The sequence below is a fragment of the Steroidobacter agaridevorans genome (genome assembly GCF_009932555.1).
GTDB classification, from domain to species: domain Bacteria; phylum Pseudomonadota; class Gammaproteobacteria; order Steroidobacterales; family Steroidobacteraceae; genus Steroidobacter; species Steroidobacter agaridevorans.
Map to the genome: position 1 here is coordinate 559,511 of NZ_BLJO01000003.1, position 18,965 is coordinate 578,475.

Below are 18,965 nucleotides of genomic sequence, written 5' to 3' on the forward strand. Positions count from 1 at the left end.
AGTCGCTATGTTAGCTGACTGATCGGCGCTCCGCCCTAATCAGCCAACGCATGCGGAGCAGAGCACCCAAACGCCTTGACGGCAAGCAGGACGCAAGCGATCTTGTGCTCGACCTTACAATTCACTCCAGCATGGCCATGCGTTGTTGCTCATGCAGCCTCAAGGGAAAAGACGAATGAGGATCTCAGAGCCTGCTGCTCTGGCCGGGCGAACCGTGTCCGGGCCGCATCTGTGCTTCGTCGGCCCGTCACGTGAGTGAGGCCATGAGCGATCAAAGATTGGATGCGGTCCGTCAAGCCAGGCGGCTCATCGAAGAAGCGTACAAACTAACGCATCTCTGGGAGCGGAACTATTCACGCGCACGCTCACTCGTCGAGGATCAGCTGGCCGGGAACGCCGATGATATTCTGTTGCTAACTTGCCTGGGCGCCATCCTGGCGGACCAGCGGCATCACCTCGAAGCTGTGCGGGCGCTGAAAAGAGCGGTGGCGAACGGTAGCACCGACCGCAATACATACTTCAACATGGGGGTTGCTGTCTTCGAATGGAGAACCCCCGAAGAAGCGAGGGGCTGGTTCGAGCGGGCGAATGCATTGCAGGCCGACCCGGAAAGCTGGGAAGCGTACTTCGATCCCCAAGGGCAATAGTACTGCTGCTCGGCTGGCGATAGGAAAGCAGACTATCCGGAGTCGCGGCGGAGGCCGCGGTCGCTACCGATAATGTCCACACGAGGTGCACAAGGGATGTTTCGCACAGCACTGGCAATCCTTTCGACAATCGCGGCGACCGGCGCCATGTCCGCAGTGGATCTGTCGGCTCTTTGGGACTTCAGTGATCCCGCCCTCAGTGAACGCCGCTTTCGTGACGCTTTGAAATCCGCTGAGGGCGACGATCGGCTCATCATTCAGACGCAGATTGCTCGAACTCACATGCTGAGGAAGGATTTCGCAGGGGCGAGGAATATGTTGCAGGCCATCTCAGCCGACATCACAGAGGCCGGCGCCGAAGCGAAAGCAAGATACTGGCTCGAGCTGGGGCGCAGCCATGCATCACATCGGCACGATCCAGCAGCCCAGACGCCCGAATCCAGGCGCGTCGCCCGGAGTGCGTTTTCTACAGCACTCGATATCTCCAGGGAAGCGAAGTTGGATGGACTGGCTGTCGATGCTCTACACATGTTCGTATTTGTCGATACTGCGCCCGAGGATCAGCTGAAGTGGAATCAAGAGGCGCTGGCGGTTATAGCTGCGTCCGAGCAACCGGAAGCCAAACGATGGGAGGCTTCGATCAGCAGCAATACCGGAGAAGCGCTATATGACCTCCGTAGGTACGATGAGGCGCTGAAGTACTTCCGCAGGGCATTGTTCCTGCGCGAGCAGAGCGATGATTCGCGCGGTGCCCGGGATGCCTATTGGCACATCGCCCGCGTCCTTCGTGTCCAAGAACACACCGACGATGCCTTGGCAATCCAGTTGCGACTGGAACGAGAAAGTGCGGACGCGCAGGAGCCGAGACATTACATCTACGAAGAATTGCAACTGCTATATCAGGCGAAGGGGGATGCGAACCGCGCCCGACAGTACGAGCAGCGGGCGAAGACACTTCGGCGTTGATTCAGGTGCCTGTGAGCGGCTCGGCTGTTAGAAACCGTCAACGCGTATCGACAATAACTTTAAGCTTGAAATTGATCGTCGAAGGTTCCATGCTATTCCCGACCTCGGAGGCTCGCCGTGAGTCCGAGGGTGTCGAGGAGAGAACTGGAACCTCATGCGAATCGTATGTATCGGGGGTGGTCCGGCGGGGCTTTACTTCGCGCTGCTGATGAAGCGCAGGCACCCTGCACACCGCATTACGGTGGTCGAACGTAATCGCCCCTTCGATACCTTCGGTTGGGGAGTGGTGTTCTCGGATGCCACCATGCAATCGATGCGCAAGTGGGATCCGCCGACTGCGTCGCTGATCGAGGATGCCTTCAACCATTGGGACGATATCGAGCTGGTGTTCAAAGGGCGGAAGCTGCGCACCAGCGGACACGGATTCGTGGGTATCGGGCGCAAGCAGATGCTCAACATCCTGCAGGAGCGCTGTGTGGAGGTCGGGGTCGAGCTGGTGTTCGAACGCGAGGTCAACAGCGATGAGGAGTTTCCCGACGCCGACCTCATCATCACCGCCGATGGCGTGAACTCCAAGATCCGGAACAAATACGCGGCCGTCTTCAAGCCCGATCTGCAGGTTCGGCCGAATCGTTTCATCTGGCTCGGCACTCATAAAACCTACGATGCTTTCACGTTCGACTTCCGTCGCACCGAGCACGGGTGGTTCCAGGCGCATATCTATCGCTTCGACGACCAGACGTCGACCTTCATCGTCGAAACCACCGATGCGGCCTTCAAGGCGCACGGGCTGGACAAGATGGATCAGGACCAGTCGATTGCCTTCTGTGAGCGCATCTTCGCGGAGACGCTCGACGGTCATCGATTGATGACCAATGCCCGGCACCTGCGCGGCTCGGCATGGTTGAATTTCAACCGCCTCGTGTGTGAGCGCTGGAGTCATTACAACGGTAAAAGCCACGTCGTGCTGATGGGCGACAGCGCCCACACCGCGCACTTCGCGATCGGCTCGGGGACGAAACTCGCCATCGACGATGCGATCGAGTTGACCAATCAGTTCGAGATCGCGGGTCATGACGCGAACAAGATCCCGGCCGTGCTCGATGCTTACGAGCAGATTCGGCGGGTCGACGTAGCGCGCATTCAAAACGCGGCGCGCAATGCGATGGAGTGGTTCGAGGTGGTCGGCCATCGCTATGCCGATCAGCTGGAGCCGGAACAGTTCATGTACTCCATGCTGACTCGGTCGCAACGAATCAGCCATGAGAATCTGCGACTGCGAGACAAAGTGTGGTTGGAGAGCTTTGAGCGCTGGTTTGCGGCCCGTGCCGGCGTCGAGCTTGCACCGCAGGGTGTCGTTCCGCCGCCGATGTTTACTCCTTACAAGGTGCGCGGCCTCACGCTGCACAATCGCATCGTCGTATCGCCGATGGCAATGTACTCGGCCGAGAATGGCGTTCCCAACGACTTTCATCTGGTTCATTTGGGCGCGCGTGCGATGGGTGGTGCTGCGCTCGTTTTTCCGGAGATGACCTGTGTATCTCCCGACGCGCGGATTACGCCCGGCTGTCTCGGCTTGTGGAATGAAACGCAGGCGGACGCCTTTCGACGCATCGTCGACTATGTGCATCGGCAGACGCCGGCGAAGATCGGCATGCAGCTTGGGCACGCGGGACGCAAAGGCGCGACCAAGGTTGCCTGGGAGGGCATCGATCAACCGTTAGAGCAGGGTGAGTGGCCGCTGATCTCTGCGTCTGCTCTGCCGTATTTGCGCTACTCGGCTGTGCCGCGTTCAATGGACCGCGAAGACATGAATCAGGTTGTCGCTGATTTCGTCGCGGCGACCCGGCGTGCAGCCGAGGTGGGTTTCGACATTCTCGAGCTGCACGCGGCTCATGGTTATCTGTTATCCAGCTTTTTATCGCCCTTGACGAATTTGAGAGACGATGAGTACGGCGGCACTCACGAAAATCGCGCGCGGTTTCCGCTCGAGGTGTTTCAGGCGGTGCGCGCAGCGTGGCCCCACGATCGGCCGATCTCTGTGCGCCTTTCGACGCATGACTGGTTCGACGGGGGTAATACGCCGGAAGACGCAGCGGTGTTCGCCAGAATGTTCAAGGAAGCGGGCGCGGATCTGATCGATTGCTCGTCTGGCCAGGTGGTGAAGGAAGAAAAGCCGGTCTACGGTCGACTCTTCCAAACCCCGTTCGCCGACAAGATACGCAACGAGATCGGTGTCGCGACCATCGCGGTCGGGGCGATCTCGGAAGCCGATCATGCAAATTCCATCATCGCCGCCGGGCGAGCAGACCTGTGCGCCGTGGCCCGGCCGCATTTGGCCGACCCGTTCTTTGTGATGCATGAAGCCGCAAAGATCGGTTACCCGGCTCAAGCCTGGCCCAAGCAATACCACTCCGCTCGCGCGCAGTATGAGAACAATCTGGCGCGCGCGGCGCTGACCAAGACCGGATGATTTGAGAGGCGGTCGATCAGACCGGGTTTTCGTCGATCGAATGGCGCACGGTGGCGAGCAGCTTCATCAGCTGCTCCATCTGCGTATCGGTGACGCCGGCGAACATTTTGTCGACCCACTCTTCGTGCTTGCGAGCCATGCGTTGGAACGTCTCGCGGCCCTTGCGGGTGAGGCGCACGGTAGCGATGCGCTTGTCTTCCGATTCGGCAGTGCGGATCACGAGTAGTTCTTCGATCAGGCGATTGACGATGCCGGTGATATTCCCGTTCGACACCAGCAGCGCTGCAGACAGCTGGCTCATGGTGAGCCCGTCGGGCTCTCGCTCGAGCGCCGCGAGCACGTCGAAGCGCGGCAGCGTGGTCTCGAATTCTTCCTCCAGCCGCGCCCGGACACGCCGTTCGATGATCATCGAGCAGCTCAGCAAGCGTAGCCACAGGCGCAGCGAGGCCTTGCTGTGAGGAGCGCCGCCAAGTTTCTCGGCGAAGGCGCGGGGCGCCGCGGTGGGAGTCGTCATGGATAGATTGCGGCCGCTCGGGGCAGCTCTCCGGAATGGGAATTCAAGGACTGTTCGCATGCTAAAAGAGTTGCGCTGTAGCGGCAACGCCTTCGTGCCAGGGCAGGCTTCGAGTCGAAAGTTGACACTTAAAATATTTCGCTCGTACTATGGCCGAGTCGAGCTGCGGATAGGTGCCGTTTGAGCGCAAACGAACAACTTTTATCGGGAAGGCACGCACTCGTCACAGGCGCGAGCCGGGGCATCGGTATTGCCATCGCGCAGCGGCTGCTGGCTGAAGGCGCACGCGTTACGCTGCTCGGGCGCCAGCTTGCGAGTGTCGCTGCGGCCGCCGGCAAACTCAGCACGGATATCTGTTACGCAGTGGCTGCCGATGTCGGCAACGCCGATCAGATGCGTGCGGCCCTCCAGGATGCAAGCAGTCGCTTCGGTCCGGTCGACATCCTCGTAAACAACGCCGGGCAAGCCGCGAGCGCCCCGTTGCACAAGATGGACGATGCGCTGTGGAGCGCCATGCTGGCCGTGAATCTCACAGGTACGTACAGCGGCATGCGTCTGGTGCTGCCCTCGATGCTGGAACGAAACTTCGGTCGCATCGTGAATATCGCGAGCACCGCGGGGTTGAAAGGTTATCCCTATGTCTCCGCGTATAGCGCGGCCAAGCACGGCGTGATCGGCCTTACTCGCTCCGTCGCGCTCGAGGTCGCAAGCCGAAACATTACCGTGAATGCGGTCTGTCCCGGGTACACGGATACTGACATCGTCCGTGAGACCGTCAGCAACATTCAGGCGAAGACCGGCCGCTCGGAAGGCGAAGCGATGGCAGTGCTGGTCGCCAACAATCCACAGCGTCGCTTGATCCGGTGCGAGGAAGTGGCGAATGCGGTTGCGTGGCTTTGCTTGCCGGGCAGCGAGAGCGTCACTGGCCAGAGCATTGCCGTGGCCGGCGGCGAGATCATGTAATCGATCATCGATGACAGCCGCGGTACGCGGCTGATCGCGAGGACCCATGTCGTTCACACAGGTCGATCTGTCCGGATACAAGGCCAAGCATTTCCTGTGGCGGGTGGAGGAGGGCGTCGGCTACGTCACGCTCAATATTCCAGATCGGAAGAACCCGCTCACCTTCGACTCATACGCAGAGCTGCGCGACCTGTTTCGCAATCTGGTGTATGACAAGGACATCCGCGCCATCGTGATCGATGGTGCCGGCGACAACTTCTGCTCTGGCGGCGACGTGCACGACATCATCGGTCCGTTGACGCGCATGACGATGCCCGAGTTGCTGACGTTCACACGCATGACGGGCGATTTGGTGAAGGCGATTCGCGGCTGTCCTCAAGTTGTTATTTCGGCCGTGGACGGCATCTGTGCCGGCGCCGGCGCAATCATCGCCATGGTGTCGGACATGCGCATCGGCACGCTGCGTGCGAAGGCGGCATTTCTGTTCACACGCGTCGGCCTGGCCGGGTGTGACATGGGCGCATGCGCCATCCTGCCTCGATTGATTGGCCAGGGCCGCGCGGCGGAGTTGATGTTCACCGGCCGAGCGATGACGGCGGAAGAGGGCGAGCGCTGGGGGTTCTTCAATCAGCTCGTCGCCGCCGAACAACTGCTGCCGGAATCAACACGCCTGGCGCGTACTCTGGCGACGGGTCCCATGTTCGCGCACAGCATGACGAAGAACATGCTCAATCAAGAATGGACCATGAGCATTGAACAGGCGCTGGAGGCTGAAGCGCAGGCGCAGGCCATCTGCATGCAGACCGAAGATTTTCGCCGCGCCTTCGAAGCTTTCTCGGCCAAGCGCAAGCCGGAGTTCGTCGGCAAATGAGCGTGCGATTCGATCTGAGCGAACGGCTCACCTGGCCGTTTTTCGGGCATGAGCACCGGACGCTTGCCGATTTGGTGACGACGTGGAGCTCCGATCATTTAGTCGACGCGGCGCACGGCGAGTCGCGCGACGAAGTTGACGCACAGGCTCGCAAGCTCGTCGCCGCGCTCGGCAAAGCCGGCATCACGCGTTACTGCGTTCGAGCGGAGCATGGTGGCGTGCTGAAGGACTTCGATTCGCGTGCCATTTGTTTGATTCGCGAATCGCTGGCGTATCACGACGGCCTCGCCGATTTCGCGTTCGCCATGCAAGGGCTGGGCAGTGGCTCGCTGTCCCTTGCCGGCGACTTGAGCTTGCAGCAGCAGTATCTGCCGCGGGTCGCGAGCGGCACGGCGATCTCGGCTTTCGCGTTGTCGGAGCCGGATGCCGGTTCAGATGTCGCCGCCATGCAAACGTCGGCGCGCCTCGACGGCGACCACTACGTGCTGAACGGCACGAAAACGTGGATCTCGAATGGCGGCATCGCCGATTTCTATTGTGTGTTCGCTCGGACGACGGCAGGGCAGAAGCGAGCCGATGGCACCGTGGGGGCGCAGGGCATCACTGCATTTCTGGTCGAGCCGGACGATCCGGGGTTCAGCGTCGAGCAGCGCATCGATGTGATCGCGCCTCATCCGCTGGGCACATTGCGCTTCCATGAATGCCGCGTTCCAGTGACACGGCGCATCGGCGCCGAAGGCGACGGTTTCAAGATCGCGATGCGCACATTGGATATCTTTCGCGCCTCCGTGGCGGCGGCGGCCTTGGGGTTCGCGCGTCGCGCATTGGACGAAGCAGTGGCGTATTCGCGGCAGCGACAGATGTTCGGCAAGACGCTGGCTGACTTTCAACTGACTCAGGCAGCCATCGCCGAGATGGCTACGGCGATCGACGCCGCCGCGCTGCTGACATATCGGGCGGCGTGGCAGCGGGACACCGGCCAGCCTGTGACCAAGAGCGCAGCCATGGCAAAGATGACGGCCACCGAGAGTGCGCAATCAGTCATCGATCGCGCCGTTCAGATGTTCGGCGGGCGCGGTGTCGTGCATGGCGCCGTCGTCGAACGTTTGTATCGGGACATTCGTGCCTTGCGCATCTACGAAGGTGCGACGGAGGTACAGAAGCTGATCATCGCCCGCGAGGTTTTGAAATGACCATTCAAGTGCTGCAGCCCGCCGGCTGGCCGCGTCCGAAGGGCTATGCCAACGGCATGGTGGCCGAGGGCCGCCAGGTGTTCGTGGCGGGACAGATCGGGTGGGATGAGCAGCAGCAGTTTCCTGCAACGCTTGCCGAGCAGGTGCGCCAGACATTGACGAACATCGTCGCGGTATTGAACGAGGCCGACGCGCGGCCGGAGCATCTCGTGCGTCTGACCTGGTATGTCACTAGCCGGGACGAGTACTACGCGGAGCTGGCGCAGATCGGACAGGCGTATCGCGAAGTGCTCGGTCGTCACTTTCCGGTGATGGCCGTCGTGCAAGTCGTGGCGCTGATGGAAGCGCAGGCGAAAGTGGAGATCGAGGCCACGGCCGTCGTTCCTTACGTTCGCTGACCGCGCGGAGCGGTTATGTCGATGTGGAGGCCGCCGGAACGAAGTAGGGCTGGTGACATCTGCGGCGCGACGGCTTTGCAATCAATTGCCCTTGCTGCCACTCGGTCTCTCTCGGAACTACGAAAGAATCTTGGTGTAGTACGGCATCAACTCGAGTCGCTGCTGGCGAGATTCATGGATGCCCAATGCGTAGTAGCCCACCTGATGGTAATACGTCACTCGTGCTCGCACGTGCGCTTCCTTGCCGCGGCAGCCCAGGTCACGAAATATCTGTTCGATGAAGCCAATGCGCTTGAGGTCGACTTCGCGCAGGCATGATCACCGGTGGCAATGGCAGCTATACACATTGGCGCTCAGACGCGACGGTACGCGTCGGCAGCGAGCGTTGGACTGGGACCTGGGGTGTCCAATACGTCGGTAAGGCCGACGACATCAATACGGACACTGGCCCCGGCAGTAAGGTGAGCGGTGTATTCTATCACAACGCACAGTTCCAATATCGCGTGACTGCGGCAATCGATGTGGCCATAGGCGTCGACAACCTCTTCGATAAGGATGCGCCGTACGTGGCCAGCTGGACCGATGCCAATACCGATACGATGACTTACGACTTGCTGGGCCGGCGTTGGTATCTACGGGCCAGCTGGAATCTGCAATAACCATCGCATGGGCGGCGGTGGACCCGCCGCCCAACTCACACACAGCATCCTGGAGTCCCATGCGGCCTGCACTGCTATCACGCACGCTTCACAAATGGCTCGGCTTGATCGTCGGAATACAACTTGTTTTCTGGACGATCAGCGGCTTCTATATGGTCGTGGTCGATCTCGATTTCATTCATGGCGATCCGCTGGTTCGCAATGTGCGTGTGCCGCTGCAGAGGGAGATGTCCAAGATCCCATTCGGTGCGGTTGCACAGCGATATGAAGGCGTCACGGATGTGTCGTTGCGTGCGTTGCCTTCTTTTCCGGCGCCCGTCTATGAGATCACGACGAAATCGGGGAAGGCGCTCATCGATGCGTCGACAGGTCGCCAACTCTCTCCGCTTCCGGAGGAAGTCGTCGCCGATCTCGCGCGACAGTACTACGCCGGTGATGGCCAGCTTGCAGCTATCAGGCTGATCGAGTCGGGCGCACCTCTGGAGATTCAGTCTCGGCCATTGCCGCTCTGGCGTGTGGACTTCGACGATTGGCTGGAAACCAGCCTCTATGTTCATCCCGATACGGGCGTGTTGGTCACCAGACGGCACCGGTTCTGGCGCTGGTTCGATTTCCTGTGGATGTTCCACATCATGGACTTCGACACGCGAACCGACATGAACAACGGTTTGCTGCGTGCTACGACGGTGGCTGGACTGGTGACGGTATTTAGCGGCTGCTGGTTGCTCTATTTCAGCTTCCGGCGCAAGACGCCTGCGCGGCGTACTAACCAGGAATGATGCTCATGCGATTTCTTCGCAAGTTACACAAATGGCTTGGCCTCATTGTTGGCTTGCAGGTGCTGCTCTGGACGATCAGCGGCTTGATCTTCGCGTGGCTGGACCATCATGAGGTCTCGGCAGAGCACAGCGTGCGGACGCCCGATCCTGCGGTGTTGACTCCGTCTATTTCACTCGTGGAAGCCGAGAGCTGGAGTTCAGAACTTGCCTCCGGTGAGATCCTCGAGATTCGGCTCACCTCATTGCTCGATCATTGGGTCTGGCGCATCGAGACGCGTAGCGGGATTACGCTCCGAAGTGCTATCAGCGGGGAGCCGCTTCGATTGACAGAAGATCTTGTGAGCGAGCTCGCTCAGCGGCAGTACGTTGGCAGCGGGCGCCTGGCTTCTGTCGCGTTCCATCCCGCATCAACAATGGAGACCCGAGGCTCGGGGGCGACCTGGGCGGCCCGCTTCGACGACGGGCGAGGCACGACGCTCTATTACTCCGCCGACGACGGACGTTTGGTCGAGGCGCGCAACGACACCTGGCGACTGTTTGATTTCTTCTGGATGCTGCATACGATGGACTATGCCGGACGGGACAACTTCAACAATCCACTCGTGATCACGGTGGGCTTCGCGACGTTGTGGCTAGCGCTGTCCGGTGCACTGCTGCTGCTCCGAAGTTTTCGACGCCAGGATTTTGCTTTTCTTCTGGGGTGGCGTCGGACTACCGCGTTCAACTCACGCAGCGAAGCCGGCAACTCCCTTGACTGACAAGCACGATAAGGCCCATCCGGGCCTTATCGTGTTCGCCGGAATCAGATCAGGGTCGCGGGATAGCCGTCGTCCCTGAGGGCTTTCTCGATCTGCTGCTGACTCGCCGTCGTGGTGACGGTAATCCTGCGCGAAGCTGTGTTGGCCTCGATCTTGGCGGCAGGATCGACCTTTGCGATTGCCTCGTTGACGTGGCGAACGCACGAGCCGCAGGTCATGTCTTGGATGTGGAATTGCATGTGACTCTCCTTCGGAGTTCGGGATACGTGCTACGGAGCATGAAGGTTGCCACTGTGGGAAGGTCAAGAGCGCCCCTCGACTGTTGACCTTGCCACCATGGGAAGCCCCATAACACCTCGGTCGGTTCACGAAGATCGAGGAAGCGAGAGATGTCAGCGGCGGGAGATTTGTCAGCACCGATGGCTTCGACCATCAGCTTGCTTATCGAGGGCATGACTTGCGCGTCGTGCGTCGGGCGCGTCGAACGCGCTCTGAAGGCGGTGCGTGGGGTCGCCGCGGCGAGCGTCAATCTTGCGACCGAGCGCGCCACGGTACGTGGTACCGCAGATCAGGCGGCGCTCGTCGCTGCCGTCGCCGGCGCAGGCTATAAAACAAGGCCACTTCAGCCGAGCGCGAGCTCCGATGAGATTTCGGGAGAGCGCAAGCAGAAGGAGCAACGCCGGCTGAAACGCGATCTGATTCTCGCGACACTGCTCGCGGTGCCGGTCTTCCTCTTGGAGATGGGGTCACATCTCATACCGGCCGTCCACACGCTGATTGCCCGTACCATCGGCATGCAGACGAACTGGTACATCCAGTTCGCGCTGACAACGCTCATCCTCGTGGGTCCGGGATTGCGCTTCTACCGCAAGGGCATCCCGGCGCTCGCGCGTTTCGCGCCCGACATGAACTCGCTGGTTGCAATGGGAACCATGGCCGCCTACGCGTATTCGCTGGTCGCCACCTTTGCCCCGGAGTTGTTACCGCCTGGCACTGTGAGTGTTTATTACGAGGCGGCGGCCATCATCGTCGCATTGGTCCTGCTTGGCCGCTATCTGGAAACTCGCGCCAAGGGGCGCACGTCAGAGGCAATCAAGCGTCTCGTAGGACTACAAGCGAAGACTGCGTGGGTCCGTCGTGCCGGCGGGTCGGTCGAAGTGCCGCTTGCTGAGGTTGTCGCCGACGACATCGTCGACGTGCGGCCGGGCGAGCGCGTTCCCGTCGATGGAATAGTCACCGAAGGCGAAAGCTTCGTCGATGAGTCGATGCTCACGGGTGAGCCGGTCCCGGTTCTCAAAGCGGCAGGCGCAACGTTGGTCGGCGGCACCGTAAACCAGCGAGGGGCGCTGGTCTTCCGCGCGACGGCTGTGGGCGAGGGGACGATGCTGTCGCAGATCATCCGCCTGGTTGAGCAGGCTCAGGCCGCCAAGCTACCGATCCAGGCGCTCGTCGATAAGGTAACGATGTGGTTTGTCCCCGCCGTGATGGCAGTAGCCGCTTTCACGTTCGCCGCCTGGTTGTTGCTCGGTCCCTCGCCGGCACTCACGTTCGCTCTGGTGAACGCGGTGGCGGTGCTCATCATTGCGTGTCCGTGCGCCATGGGGCTCGCCACGCCAACCTCGATCATGGTTGGGACCGGCCGCGGCGCAGAGCTGGGAATTCTGTTTCGCAAAGGTGAGGCTCTTCAGCTTCTGAAGGACGCCAAGGTCATCGCGCTCGACAAGACTGGCACGCTGACTGAAGGTCGGCCTGCGCTTCCTGATCTGCAAGTGTTGCTCGGCTTCGACCGCGATCGTGTGCTCGGCCAGATCGCGGCGGTGGAGGAAAGGTCGGAGCATCCGATCGGTCGTGCCATCGTCGATGCGGCTAGAGCCGAAGGTACTGCGTTACCAGTGGTGAGCAGCTTCGAATCGGTCACAGGGTTCGGCGTGACGGCCAAAGCGGATGGCGAGACTGTGCAGATTGGTGCCGATCGCTACATGCGTGAATTGGGGTACGACGTCGGCGTGTTTGCGAAGACGGTCGAAAATCTCGCTGCCGAAGGCAAGTCGCCGGTCTATGCCGCGATAGGCGGAAGGCTCGCGGCCATCGTTGCTGTGTCCGATCAGATCAAAGAGACAACGCCCGCCGCCATCGCCGCGCTTCACGCACTCGGCCTCAAAGTCGCGATGATCACCGGCGACAACTCGCGTACCGCCGATGCAATCGCTCGTAGGCTGGGTATTGATGAGGTAATCGCCGAGGTGCTTCCCGACGGAAAAGTCGAAGCCGTTCGCAGGTTCAAGAAGGAACACGGCCAACTGGTCTTCGTCGGCGATGGCATCAACGATGCGCCGGCGCTAGCCGAGGCGGATGTCGGCATCGCAGTCGGTACCGGTACCGACGTCGCCATCGAGGCTGCTGACGTGGTGCTGATGTCGGGTCATCTGAACACCGTGGCCACTGCTATCGCACTCTCGCGCGCGACTATACGTAACATTCATCAGAACTTGTTCTGGGCGTTTGCGTACAACGTGGCACTGATTCCGATCGCCGCGGGCGCCCTGTGGCCATTCTGGGGAATACTGCTTTCGCCGATATTCGCAGCAGGTGCTATGGCGGTGTCGAGCAGCTTCGTGTTGGGTAACTCATTGCGGTTGCGCGGCTTTCGGCAACGACCACCGCTGCGGCGCCCATGATGATGGAACAGGGACCGAGGCCGCCGAGCCAGCGCTAACCTTCCCTGGGGAAAGCACCGCGAAACTAAGGGCTTCCGGCTTGACGCGATGATCGGCAGTGCTTACCGGTCCAATCCTGGCTAAACTCCGGCACCCCAGATTTCCGCTTGCCAATGAAAGACTTAGATCGCAGGGTCAGCGTGGCGCCGATGATGGATTGGATCTACAAAGAATAAAGTCGCAGCACGGTCAGCGACTTACAGCGACCGAAAAAAGCTTGTCGCCTTTTTGTCGCCACGCTGAATTTTCCTGGAGCGCGCGATGGCTTTCTCGGTGAGTAACGCCAAAAAGGGAGCCTAGAGGGAGTTTGTACATCACCCGCTTGACCGCTTCCGCGCCTTTGCTTTGATCTTCTTGATGTCAAGCTCGTCCACCTCGCCGCTGTGCTCGCCCTCGATCAATGCTTGGCGCAACGCCGCGACTTTTCGCTCATGTTCCTCAAGCGGCCGGAGACTGGTCGGCATGACTTCGCTGGCCGAGCAGGGGCGCTCGCGCTCCCGCGAGATCCCATCCGGCAGGTTTGCTTCTAAGCCGGCGCTCATGCGGCGACTACTGACGGCCTAAGCGGCGGGATGAGCAAGTCCGCTGGAATGTGAAACCGCTCGCGTAGTTTTCTCACCATGGTCATGCTCAGTTCGCGTTTTCCGGTCAACACCTCGCTCACGCGGCTAGCCCTTCCCAACAGCGGGATGAGGTCGGCACGCGACAGTCCGTGTTGGTCCATCAAATAGGTGAGAAGGTCGGGCAGCGACGGCGCACGTCGCGGCCATCGAGAGCGCTCATACGCCTCGGTCAGGTACGCCTGAGCCATCATCCGGGCTTGGTCGGCCGGATCTATCGAGTTCATCAGCTTCTCGATCAGCGCCTTGGCCCGGACGTGATCAGTGTCGTTCTGGATGACGATCAGTGTGGTCTTCATTACAGGGTCTCCGCATTCACCCTATCGTAGTCCTCATGCTCGGAGGAAGCCCAAGGCAAAGTTTGTATTTGACCCCCTCGGAAGATGCTGACCAGTCGCAGCATAATTTCCACTGCATTTCCACAGCTTGTTGTCTGTCAAGGGTCGTAAGTCGCCACATAGACTCGTCTGCAGCAAGCCGAGGGGCGACGGATGCGATCGCGGAACTTAGAGAGGAATTGCAAACAACCTAAGAAGCAGGAGTGGACTGCGCTACCGCCGGCGCAGTCACTCCTAGGTATCACAAAGACACCTCCGATTGAACTGAAGCCCAGCGAGAGAGAACAGTATGTCAGTGCGCGCCAGGCAGCGAAGATGCTGAATGTCAGCACTTCCCGCGTATACGCCCTTGGCAGAAGCGGGGCCATGGCAAGGTTGTTAGTACTGACTCCGTCGCTCCCCCGCGTTCAGCGCGATGAAGAGAAGCCACACCCCTGGCTTCGAGCCGAGCAGCGACGACTCGCGCAGCTGTCTGGCTGGACGCACGTTCCAAAGATCGCGGCCCGCACGCGGCGCCCCGTTAAGAAGAAAGCAGTGCCCGTGCGGCCGCAAGCGACGGTATGGCGCTTCCATCGCGACGAAGTGCTGGCCTTCAAGGAGAAGCGCGAGGCCGACCGGAAGAGGCAGCTGTCGATACGCGAACGGGTGCGCCGTTACGGCGCTTCTGCGCGACCCATTCGCCTTAGCGCGGTACGCCGCCTACGTAAGCAATGGAAACGCCGAGGGGCCTGCAAATCGCGCAAGTTGATGCAAACGACCGAATTCACCTCGGTCTCGGCGCTGCTGAATTGGGCGGTGCCATCGTCACTATAAGGAACCGAAAATGGCTAATAAGCTGGACGGTGTTTACGACCGCCTGATTGCGATGATGGATAACGTCCACTCCGGAGCCATCACCTGCGACCAAGCCGACCGAATCGCAAACGGCGCAGAAAAGATCGCGAAGCTACTCGTTGTCGAAAGCCAAATGATCGACATGGCTTGGTCTAACGAGAGAGAGGCGACACCGAGCCAACTTGCAGGTTCTGTGATCGAATCGGATTCGGACAGCTCTACTGCATCGAAGTGCCTGCCCACCCACACCAAGCTCTTGAGGGGAAAGTGATGGTCGCGCAGCATATCAAGCGCGCCGAGGCGATGCGGATGCTCCGAGTCGGCAGCACGAAGGTGCATCAGCTCATCAACACAAAGCAGATTCGCGCAAAGCTGGTGGCAAAAGCGGGCAAGGGCCGCTATTGGGCGATGAACCGTGCGGATGTGATGCGTCTTAAGGAACGCGGCTTTCTCGTGCGCAAACCTGCGCGCCAAAAAATGCGCATTGCATGGGAACGCGCGCACGGTGTGATACCTAACGGGTTCACCGTGTTCGCCATCGATGGCAATAGAACAAACATCTCACTGGACAACCTAGCGTGCAAGCCGCTGGCGTCGACAGTGCGCCGTGCTGAGGCCAAAACGCTGCGCAAGCCACGCGCAAAAAAGCCCCGCAATACCTGGACGGCGGCGATGACGGAGATACTTCGTAGAGACTTCCCGACGAAGCGCAGCAAGGATATCGCGCGGGACTTGGGCGTCGCTCTCGCCACCATCACTCGCCAGGCTCGTATTCACAAATTTCGCAAGGATCACGTTGCGATCAAGGCGCGCAACTCGCTGAACGCACTGCCGATCGGGACCGAGCGCGTCCATGACACGCGCTCGAACATTGTTCTTATCAAAGTCGCAACCGTAGGTAAGTTCCATGGTGAGCAATGGCGCCCGAAACAAGCCGTGGTGTGGGAGCAGGCCAACAGCCGGAAGCTCCCCAAGAATGCGCGAGTCATCTTCAAAGACGGCAACAAACGTAATTTCGATCCGAGCAATCTACATGCGTTCATGTCCCGTGAAGAGCACGGCGCGGCAATGTTCGCGACGTTCCACGGGTCACCGAAGCCGGTCCAGCAAGTAATAAAGCTCGTAAACAAAGCAAAGCTCGTCATACGGGGCAAGCGCGACGAGTTCATTTTGAACCCAACGAAACCAGCTGCGCCCACCGCGCGCGTTGGGAAGCGCGGTGGCTACATCTGCAAGCGGTGGACGCCGGAAATGGACGAGATCCTCGCTCGCGACTATCCCTCCGGATCATTAGAGACATTGCAACATGCGTTGAATATGCCTCTCAACTCGATCCGCCAGCGGGCGCGCCGCAAAGGGCTGCGCCGGTCGTTGGAGGCCATGCAAGCAATGGTCGCCGAAGTGCGAGCGAAGGCTGCCGCTGGCGCCTATGCATAGGCTCAAGAATCTCTTCCAGGGTCGGCTGCGGTCGGTCCCTCATGGTCGGGGTGACGTAAGTTCTCGTATTCTGCCCATTTCTATCGATGCGCGGCTCAGATAGTTGCCTTACCGCGCCTGTGCGAGTGCTCCGACGTGGCGCCTCGTATTCACATCTTTGAAGAAGCTGGGTTCAACTGTATCTCATATACCTTTTCAATTCGCTCGCGATGGAATTCGTCCTCATCTGCGAGTCCCCGAAGTGCTTGCTCCAGTGGACTAGCTGCGTTTCGGTGAAACTCGTTATCCATCTTTCTGAAGTCCAGGATCGCAGTAATCTTCTCTCTTAAGTTCGATGGATTAGACAGTAGCCAATTCTTGAACTTATCTGACGTTTGATTTTGAAGAAATCGAATATGAGTGGGAGACCAGCCATCGCTAGAGATCAGATGTTCTGCCACGGAATCGATGGAGTGCCGCGTGCTCTCATATTGTTGTTCTCTCCGGAGAATTTCCGCTGCAAGGCGTGCGTTGATAGGCTGAGTGTTCTGCTCGGAAGCCTCGGCTACGGCTTGCAAGTGCGACCCGCGGTCTGAAATGTATCGTGTGACCAGATCCTCGAAATCCCCGCCATTTCGCTTCAGGCTATCGATCCCGCCATCGAACTCGAACAGTGAAAGATGGTTGAGCTCATCGGCGAGCACGCCCCGGAGGGTCGCTACGTATGCGTTGCGGTTGAGTGCAAATGATTCCTGATAGAGACGATACGTTTCACGGAGGCGCCGACGAGCCGAGTTTACGCGAAACTCAGTCGCAAGGTCTCTTAGCAGCGCCGCGAGCGCATCTGTGTCACACCACCCGGTTGTGATCAAATCAATCAGAACCGGATCGAAGCTGGCCGGCGAGAAATCAAGGCGCTCAGTTGCAGAGACCCATCGCCTCTCGACGTCTGTCAGTTCCCGCTCCTTTCCGGCCTCTTTGATCATTGTCAGGTATAGGGATCCATACTGCGAAGACAGAATCATGGCCGGTGGGATGGCGGCAGAAGGGTCGATTAGAGCCCAAGTAAGTACTGCGGCATGCTCTGTGACATAGCGCCGCAATTCAGTAGGGTAGTCCGTCAGCAGTTTGTCAAGCTGTCGGGTGAGCCAGGCGGCGCGCTTGTGCACACGAATGTTGTCGGCTTCGACGGCCTCGAACACAGGTCTCGCCCAGTGCCCGTATGCCGCCTCTATCGTGGAGGGGGCAAAGGCGATAGAAACATTGTCGGCAATTGTAGGTTTCAGCTTCACGTCGATATCGACAACCTTTTCCCAATAACGAGTCAATTCGTCCTGCCTTGCCTTTTCGCGATTTAGGACAAGCACGATCTTGCAGCCTTTGCTTTTGAGTTCATCAACGAATCCCATGATCATCGCAGGCGTAAGGTCGTCGTCAGCGCGTTCGATGTCATCGAGGCAAACAAGCGAGTCGCGCAGAAACCAGTAGGCGGCCTCCGTTGCAAGTCCCATCCATCCAGATCCGAGTACTTGAGCAATCTTGTTCATACCTGAGGACACCAGGTCGTAAGGAATGAGCGATGTTTTTGCTTGGTCTTTGTATCGACGCAGTATCTCGCTTCGATCCTTGCGAAGAACTATGTTGCCGGTCGCCTTTAGGCGAAGGGCGTCGATGGACGCGAGTCCGAATAGCGAGACGTAGCTGACACCGTTAAACTTGGCGGGCAGTTTCCCTTTCGTAAACTCCATCCACAGATGAGTCTTTCCGATTCCCCAGTTCCCTGAAAGCGCTAGGACGCTGAATTCGTCGTCGGCGACAAAGCGCTGAAGTGCGTGTTGGGCTTGCTCTCTGTTCATTTGTCACTCCACATTACATTGCTGATGTTGATGTCCGTAAAGTGGCTGACCGGAAGGAGGGGCGGCAAGCTGTCTTGTTTCGAGAGCTACAGCTGATTTAGCGCTGTAGTTGGTGGCGGATATCGAGCGCTGAGTCATGTTTGGTTCTCGGTGATGGAATATCGGCGAACTGGCAGCGGTAGTCGCTCCCTAATCTCAGCAAGAGAAACGCCGGTTAATTAAGTCGGCAGTAGTTGCCCCGAGTCTTAAACCATTATCTTTATGCGAAACTGGACAAGCGATCTATACATCGCGCGTTAAGCGAATCGATACCTATGCCGATAACCGACGCCGATTTCGATGCCGTCGTCGCTGCGGCCGCAGGTTTGTAGCGTGACGGTTAGCAATTTTCTTGAGTTCGTTGATGAGGTGTGGGAGCGCAGCGATGTTGCAGATTAAGAAGTGAGAGAATGGCGATGGCACGGTGTCGCCGTTCCGCATCAATGTTGAGATGACGCTCGAAGGTAAGTCAGTGATGTAGTCGCTATTTCGAATCCTCTCCTTCTCTGTATCCGCGAACCTCTTGGAAAGGTGCTCAACGGAATCGCATTCAAGTTTGCAGTGCCTGTCAAATTCAGGGCCTGGGTCCAAGTAGTAGACCAGCATCGGCACCGGTTTGCCTAGGTCTCGGACAGAGGTCGCTTGCTCAATCTTTCTTGTGCTTATGTTTCGATGGGCGACGAACAGATTCGCGTTAGTGACTAAGACAGCAGTAAAGAAAAACGGAGAGCGATCATCGTGTTTGGAGTGTGCGGACTCTCGTATGGATTCTACTATAAGCCTTGGAACTGCCCATTGAAGCTGAAATAGTCCATGTCTAATCTCGGCATCATATGATCTGTCTCTTTCAGTGATTTCAGTGGCTTTGTAGCAAACCGGAATCGCCCCTCCGTCCAAAGCGGAGTGGGCTGAGTCACAGAACCA

General features: G+C 59.0%; 18 protein-coding genes. 13 read left to right on the plus strand and 5 right to left on the minus strand.

Features of this window, described 5'->3' with window-relative positions:
• Positions 1 to 263: 263 nt before the first annotated feature.
• From GYH35_RS13310 to GYH35_RS13320, 3 genes are all read left to right on the plus strand, one after another.
• Positions 264 to 647, plus strand: a complete 384-nt coding sequence (locus tag GYH35_RS13310) for a UDP-N-acetylglucosamine-peptide N-acetylglucosaminyltransferase (RefSeq protein ID WP_161828662.1) — start codon at positions 264 to 266, stop codon at positions 645 to 647.
• A 156-nt stretch (positions 648 to 803) separates the two neighbouring features.
• Complete coding sequence (locus tag GYH35_RS13315) at positions 804 to 1,613, plus strand: tetratricopeptide repeat protein (RefSeq protein WP_161828663.1); 810 nt, start codon at positions 804 to 806, stop codon at positions 1,611 to 1,613.
• A 154-nt stretch (positions 1,614 to 1,767) separates the two neighbouring features.
• Positions 1,768 to 4,086, plus strand: coding sequence for a bifunctional salicylyl-CoA 5-hydroxylase/oxidoreductase (locus GYH35_RS13320; RefSeq protein WP_161828664.1), 2,319 nt, complete (start codon positions 1,768 to 1,770; stop codon positions 4,084 to 4,086).
• 16 nt (positions 4,087 to 4,102) lie between these two features.
• On the opposite strand, the gene GYH35_RS13325 is transcribed toward GYH35_RS13320, so the two are convergent.
• Positions 4,103 to 4,600 (minus strand): MarR family winged helix-turn-helix transcriptional regulator, encoded by a 498-nt coding sequence (locus GYH35_RS13325; protein WP_161812309.1) that lies wholly within the window; start codon positions 4,598 to 4,600, stop codon positions 4,103 to 4,105.
• A 180-nt stretch (positions 4,601 to 4,780) separates the two neighbouring features.
• Here GYH35_RS13325 and GYH35_RS13330 point away from each other — a divergent pair, with 180 nt between their 5' ends.
• The 7 genes from GYH35_RS13330 to GYH35_RS13360 all read left to right on the plus strand — a co-directional run bounded on the left by GYH35_RS13330 (position 4,781) and on the right by GYH35_RS13360 (position 10,221).
• Positions 4,781 to 5,563 carry an SDR family NAD(P)-dependent oxidoreductase gene (locus GYH35_RS13330; protein WP_161828665.1) on the plus strand — a complete coding sequence of 261 codons (783 nt, stop codon included), beginning with the start codon at positions 4,781 to 4,783 and terminating at the stop codon, positions 5,561 to 5,563.
• Positions 5,564 to 5,609: 46 nt separating this feature from the next.
• Entirely contained in the window at positions 5,610 to 6,434 is an 825-nt protein-coding gene (locus GYH35_RS13335; RefSeq protein ID WP_161828666.1) for an enoyl-CoA hydratase family protein, read from the plus strand.
• Positions 6,431 to 7,627, plus strand: a complete 1,197-nt coding sequence (locus GYH35_RS13340) for an acyl-CoA dehydrogenase family protein (RefSeq protein ID WP_161828667.1) — start codon at positions 6,431 to 6,433, stop codon at positions 7,625 to 7,627. Before GYH35_RS13335 ends, GYH35_RS13340 begins: the two co-directional genes overlap by 4 nt.
• Positions 7,624 to 8,025 carry a RidA family protein gene (locus tag GYH35_RS13345; RefSeq protein ID WP_161812313.1) on the plus strand — a complete coding sequence of 134 codons (402 nt, stop codon included), beginning with the start codon at positions 7,624 to 7,626 and terminating at the stop codon, positions 8,023 to 8,025. Before GYH35_RS13340 ends, GYH35_RS13345 begins: the two co-directional genes overlap by 4 nt.
• 314 nt (positions 8,026 to 8,339) lie before the next feature.
• Positions 8,340 to 8,684 carry a TonB-dependent receptor gene (locus GYH35_RS13350; protein ID WP_161828668.1) on the plus strand — a complete coding sequence of 115 codons (345 nt, stop codon included), beginning with the start codon at positions 8,340 to 8,342 and terminating at the stop codon, positions 8,682 to 8,684.
• Between the two features lie 59 nt (positions 8,685 to 8,743).
• Positions 8,744 to 9,463 carry a PepSY domain-containing protein gene (locus tag GYH35_RS13355; RefSeq protein WP_161828669.1) on the plus strand — a complete coding sequence of 240 codons (720 nt, stop codon included), beginning with the start codon at positions 8,744 to 8,746 and terminating at the stop codon, positions 9,461 to 9,463.
• 5 nt (positions 9,464 to 9,468) lie between these two features.
• On the plus strand, positions 9,469 to 10,221 hold the full coding sequence (locus GYH35_RS13360; RefSeq protein WP_161828670.1) for a PepSY domain-containing protein: 753 nt from the start codon (positions 9,469 to 9,471) through the stop codon (positions 10,219 to 10,221).
• Positions 10,222 to 10,265: 44 nt separating this feature from the next.
• Here GYH35_RS13360 and GYH35_RS13365 read toward each other — a convergent pair whose 3' ends face one another.
• Positions 10,266 to 10,460, minus strand: coding sequence for a heavy-metal-associated domain-containing protein (locus GYH35_RS13365; protein ID WP_161828671.1), 195 nt, complete (start codon positions 10,458 to 10,460; stop codon positions 10,266 to 10,268).
• Between the two features lie 180 nt (positions 10,461 to 10,640).
• Between GYH35_RS13365 and GYH35_RS13370 the strand changes: the two genes are divergently transcribed.
• Positions 10,641 to 12,899, plus strand: a complete 2,259-nt coding sequence (locus tag GYH35_RS13370; RefSeq protein ID WP_202624297.1) for a heavy metal translocating P-type ATPase — start codon at positions 10,641 to 10,643, stop codon at positions 12,897 to 12,899.
• 353 nt (positions 12,900 to 13,252) lie between these two features.
• On the opposite strand, the gene GYH35_RS13375 is transcribed toward GYH35_RS13370, so the two are convergent.
• On the minus strand, positions 13,253 to 13,480 hold the full coding sequence (locus GYH35_RS13375; protein ID WP_161828673.1) for a type II toxin-antitoxin system ParD family antitoxin: 228 nt from the start codon (positions 13,478 to 13,480) through the stop codon (positions 13,253 to 13,255).
• A complete protein-coding gene (locus GYH35_RS13380; RefSeq protein WP_161828674.1) occupies positions 13,477 to 13,857 on the minus strand; it encodes a helix-turn-helix domain-containing protein in 381 nt (126 codons plus the stop codon). Before GYH35_RS13380 ends, GYH35_RS13375 begins: the two co-directional genes overlap by 4 nt.
• A gap of 862 nt (positions 13,858 to 14,719) precedes the next feature.
• Between GYH35_RS13380 and GYH35_RS13385 the strand changes: the two genes are divergently transcribed.
• On the plus strand, positions 14,720 to 15,001 hold the full coding sequence (locus tag GYH35_RS13385) for a hypothetical protein (protein WP_161828675.1): 282 nt from the start codon (positions 14,720 to 14,722) through the stop codon (positions 14,999 to 15,001).
• Positions 15,001 to 16,167: an HNH endonuclease gene (locus GYH35_RS13390; RefSeq protein WP_161828676.1), complete on the plus strand. Its 1,167-nt coding sequence runs from the start codon at positions 15,001 to 15,003 to the stop codon at positions 16,165 to 16,167. The genes GYH35_RS13385 and GYH35_RS13390 overlap by 1 nt, the downstream gene beginning before the upstream one ends.
• Before the next feature lie 149 nt (positions 16,168 to 16,316).
• Here the strand turns inward: GYH35_RS13390 and GYH35_RS13395 are convergent, their stop codons facing one another.
• Positions 16,317 to 18,002, minus strand: coding sequence for a hypothetical protein (locus GYH35_RS13395; protein ID WP_161828677.1), 1,686 nt, complete (start codon positions 18,000 to 18,002; stop codon positions 16,317 to 16,319).
• Between the last annotated feature and the right edge of the window lie 963 nt (positions 18,003 to 18,965).

What these genes read in the sequence shown, in the direction of transcription:
- GYH35_RS13310 (WP_161828662.1), top strand. Translation starts at nt 264, where the DNA reads ATGAGCGATCAAAGATTGGATGCGGTCCGTCAAGCCAGGCGGCTCATC.
- GYH35_RS13320 (WP_161828664.1), top strand. Translation starts at nt 1,768, where the DNA reads ATGCGAATCGTATGTATCGGGGGTGGTCCGGCGGGGCTTTACTTCGCG.
- GYH35_RS13325 (WP_161812309.1), bottom strand. Translation starts at nt 4,600, where the DNA reads ATGACGACTCCCACCGCGGCGCCCCGCGCCTTCGCCGAGAAACTTGGC.
- GYH35_RS13335 (WP_161828666.1), top strand. Translation starts at nt 5,610, where the DNA reads ATGTCGTTCACACAGGTCGATCTGTCCGGATACAAGGCCAAGCATTTC.
- GYH35_RS13340 (WP_161828667.1), top strand. Translation starts at nt 6,431, where the DNA reads ATGAGCGTGCGATTCGATCTGAGCGAACGGCTCACCTGGCCGTTTTTC.
- GYH35_RS13345 (WP_161812313.1), top strand. Translation starts at nt 7,624, where the DNA reads ATGACCATTCAAGTGCTGCAGCCCGCCGGCTGGCCGCGTCCGAAGGGC.
- GYH35_RS13350 (WP_161828668.1), top strand. Translation starts at nt 8,340, where the DNA reads ATGATCACCGGTGGCAATGGCAGCTATACACATTGGCGCTCAGACGCG.
- GYH35_RS13355 (WP_161828669.1), top strand. Translation starts at nt 8,744, where the DNA reads ATGCGGCCTGCACTGCTATCACGCACGCTTCACAAATGGCTCGGCTTG.
- GYH35_RS13360 (WP_161828670.1), top strand. Translation starts at nt 9,469, where the DNA reads ATGCGATTTCTTCGCAAGTTACACAAATGGCTTGGCCTCATTGTTGGC.
- GYH35_RS13365 (WP_161828671.1), bottom strand. Translation starts at nt 10,460, where the DNA reads ATGCAATTCCACATCCAAGACATGACCTGCGGCTCGTGCGTTCGCCAC.
- GYH35_RS13370 (WP_202624297.1), top strand. Translation starts at nt 10,641, where the DNA reads ATGGCTTCGACCATCAGCTTGCTTATCGAGGGCATGACTTGCGCGTCG.
- GYH35_RS13375 (WP_161828673.1), bottom strand. Translation starts at nt 13,480, where the DNA reads ATGAGCGCCGGCTTAGAAGCAAACCTGCCGGATGGGATCTCGCGGGAG.
- GYH35_RS13380 (WP_161828674.1), bottom strand. Translation starts at nt 13,857, where the DNA reads ATGAAGACCACACTGATCGTCATCCAGAACGACACTGATCACGTCCGG.
- GYH35_RS13385 (WP_161828675.1), top strand. Translation starts at nt 14,720, where the DNA reads ATGGCTAATAAGCTGGACGGTGTTTACGACCGCCTGATTGCGATGATG.
- GYH35_RS13390 (WP_161828676.1), top strand. Translation starts at nt 15,001, where the DNA reads ATGGTCGCGCAGCATATCAAGCGCGCCGAGGCGATGCGGATGCTCCGA.
- GYH35_RS13395 (WP_161828677.1), bottom strand. Translation starts at nt 18,002, where the DNA reads ATGAACAGAGAGCAAGCCCAACACGCACTTCAGCGCTTTGTCGCCGAC.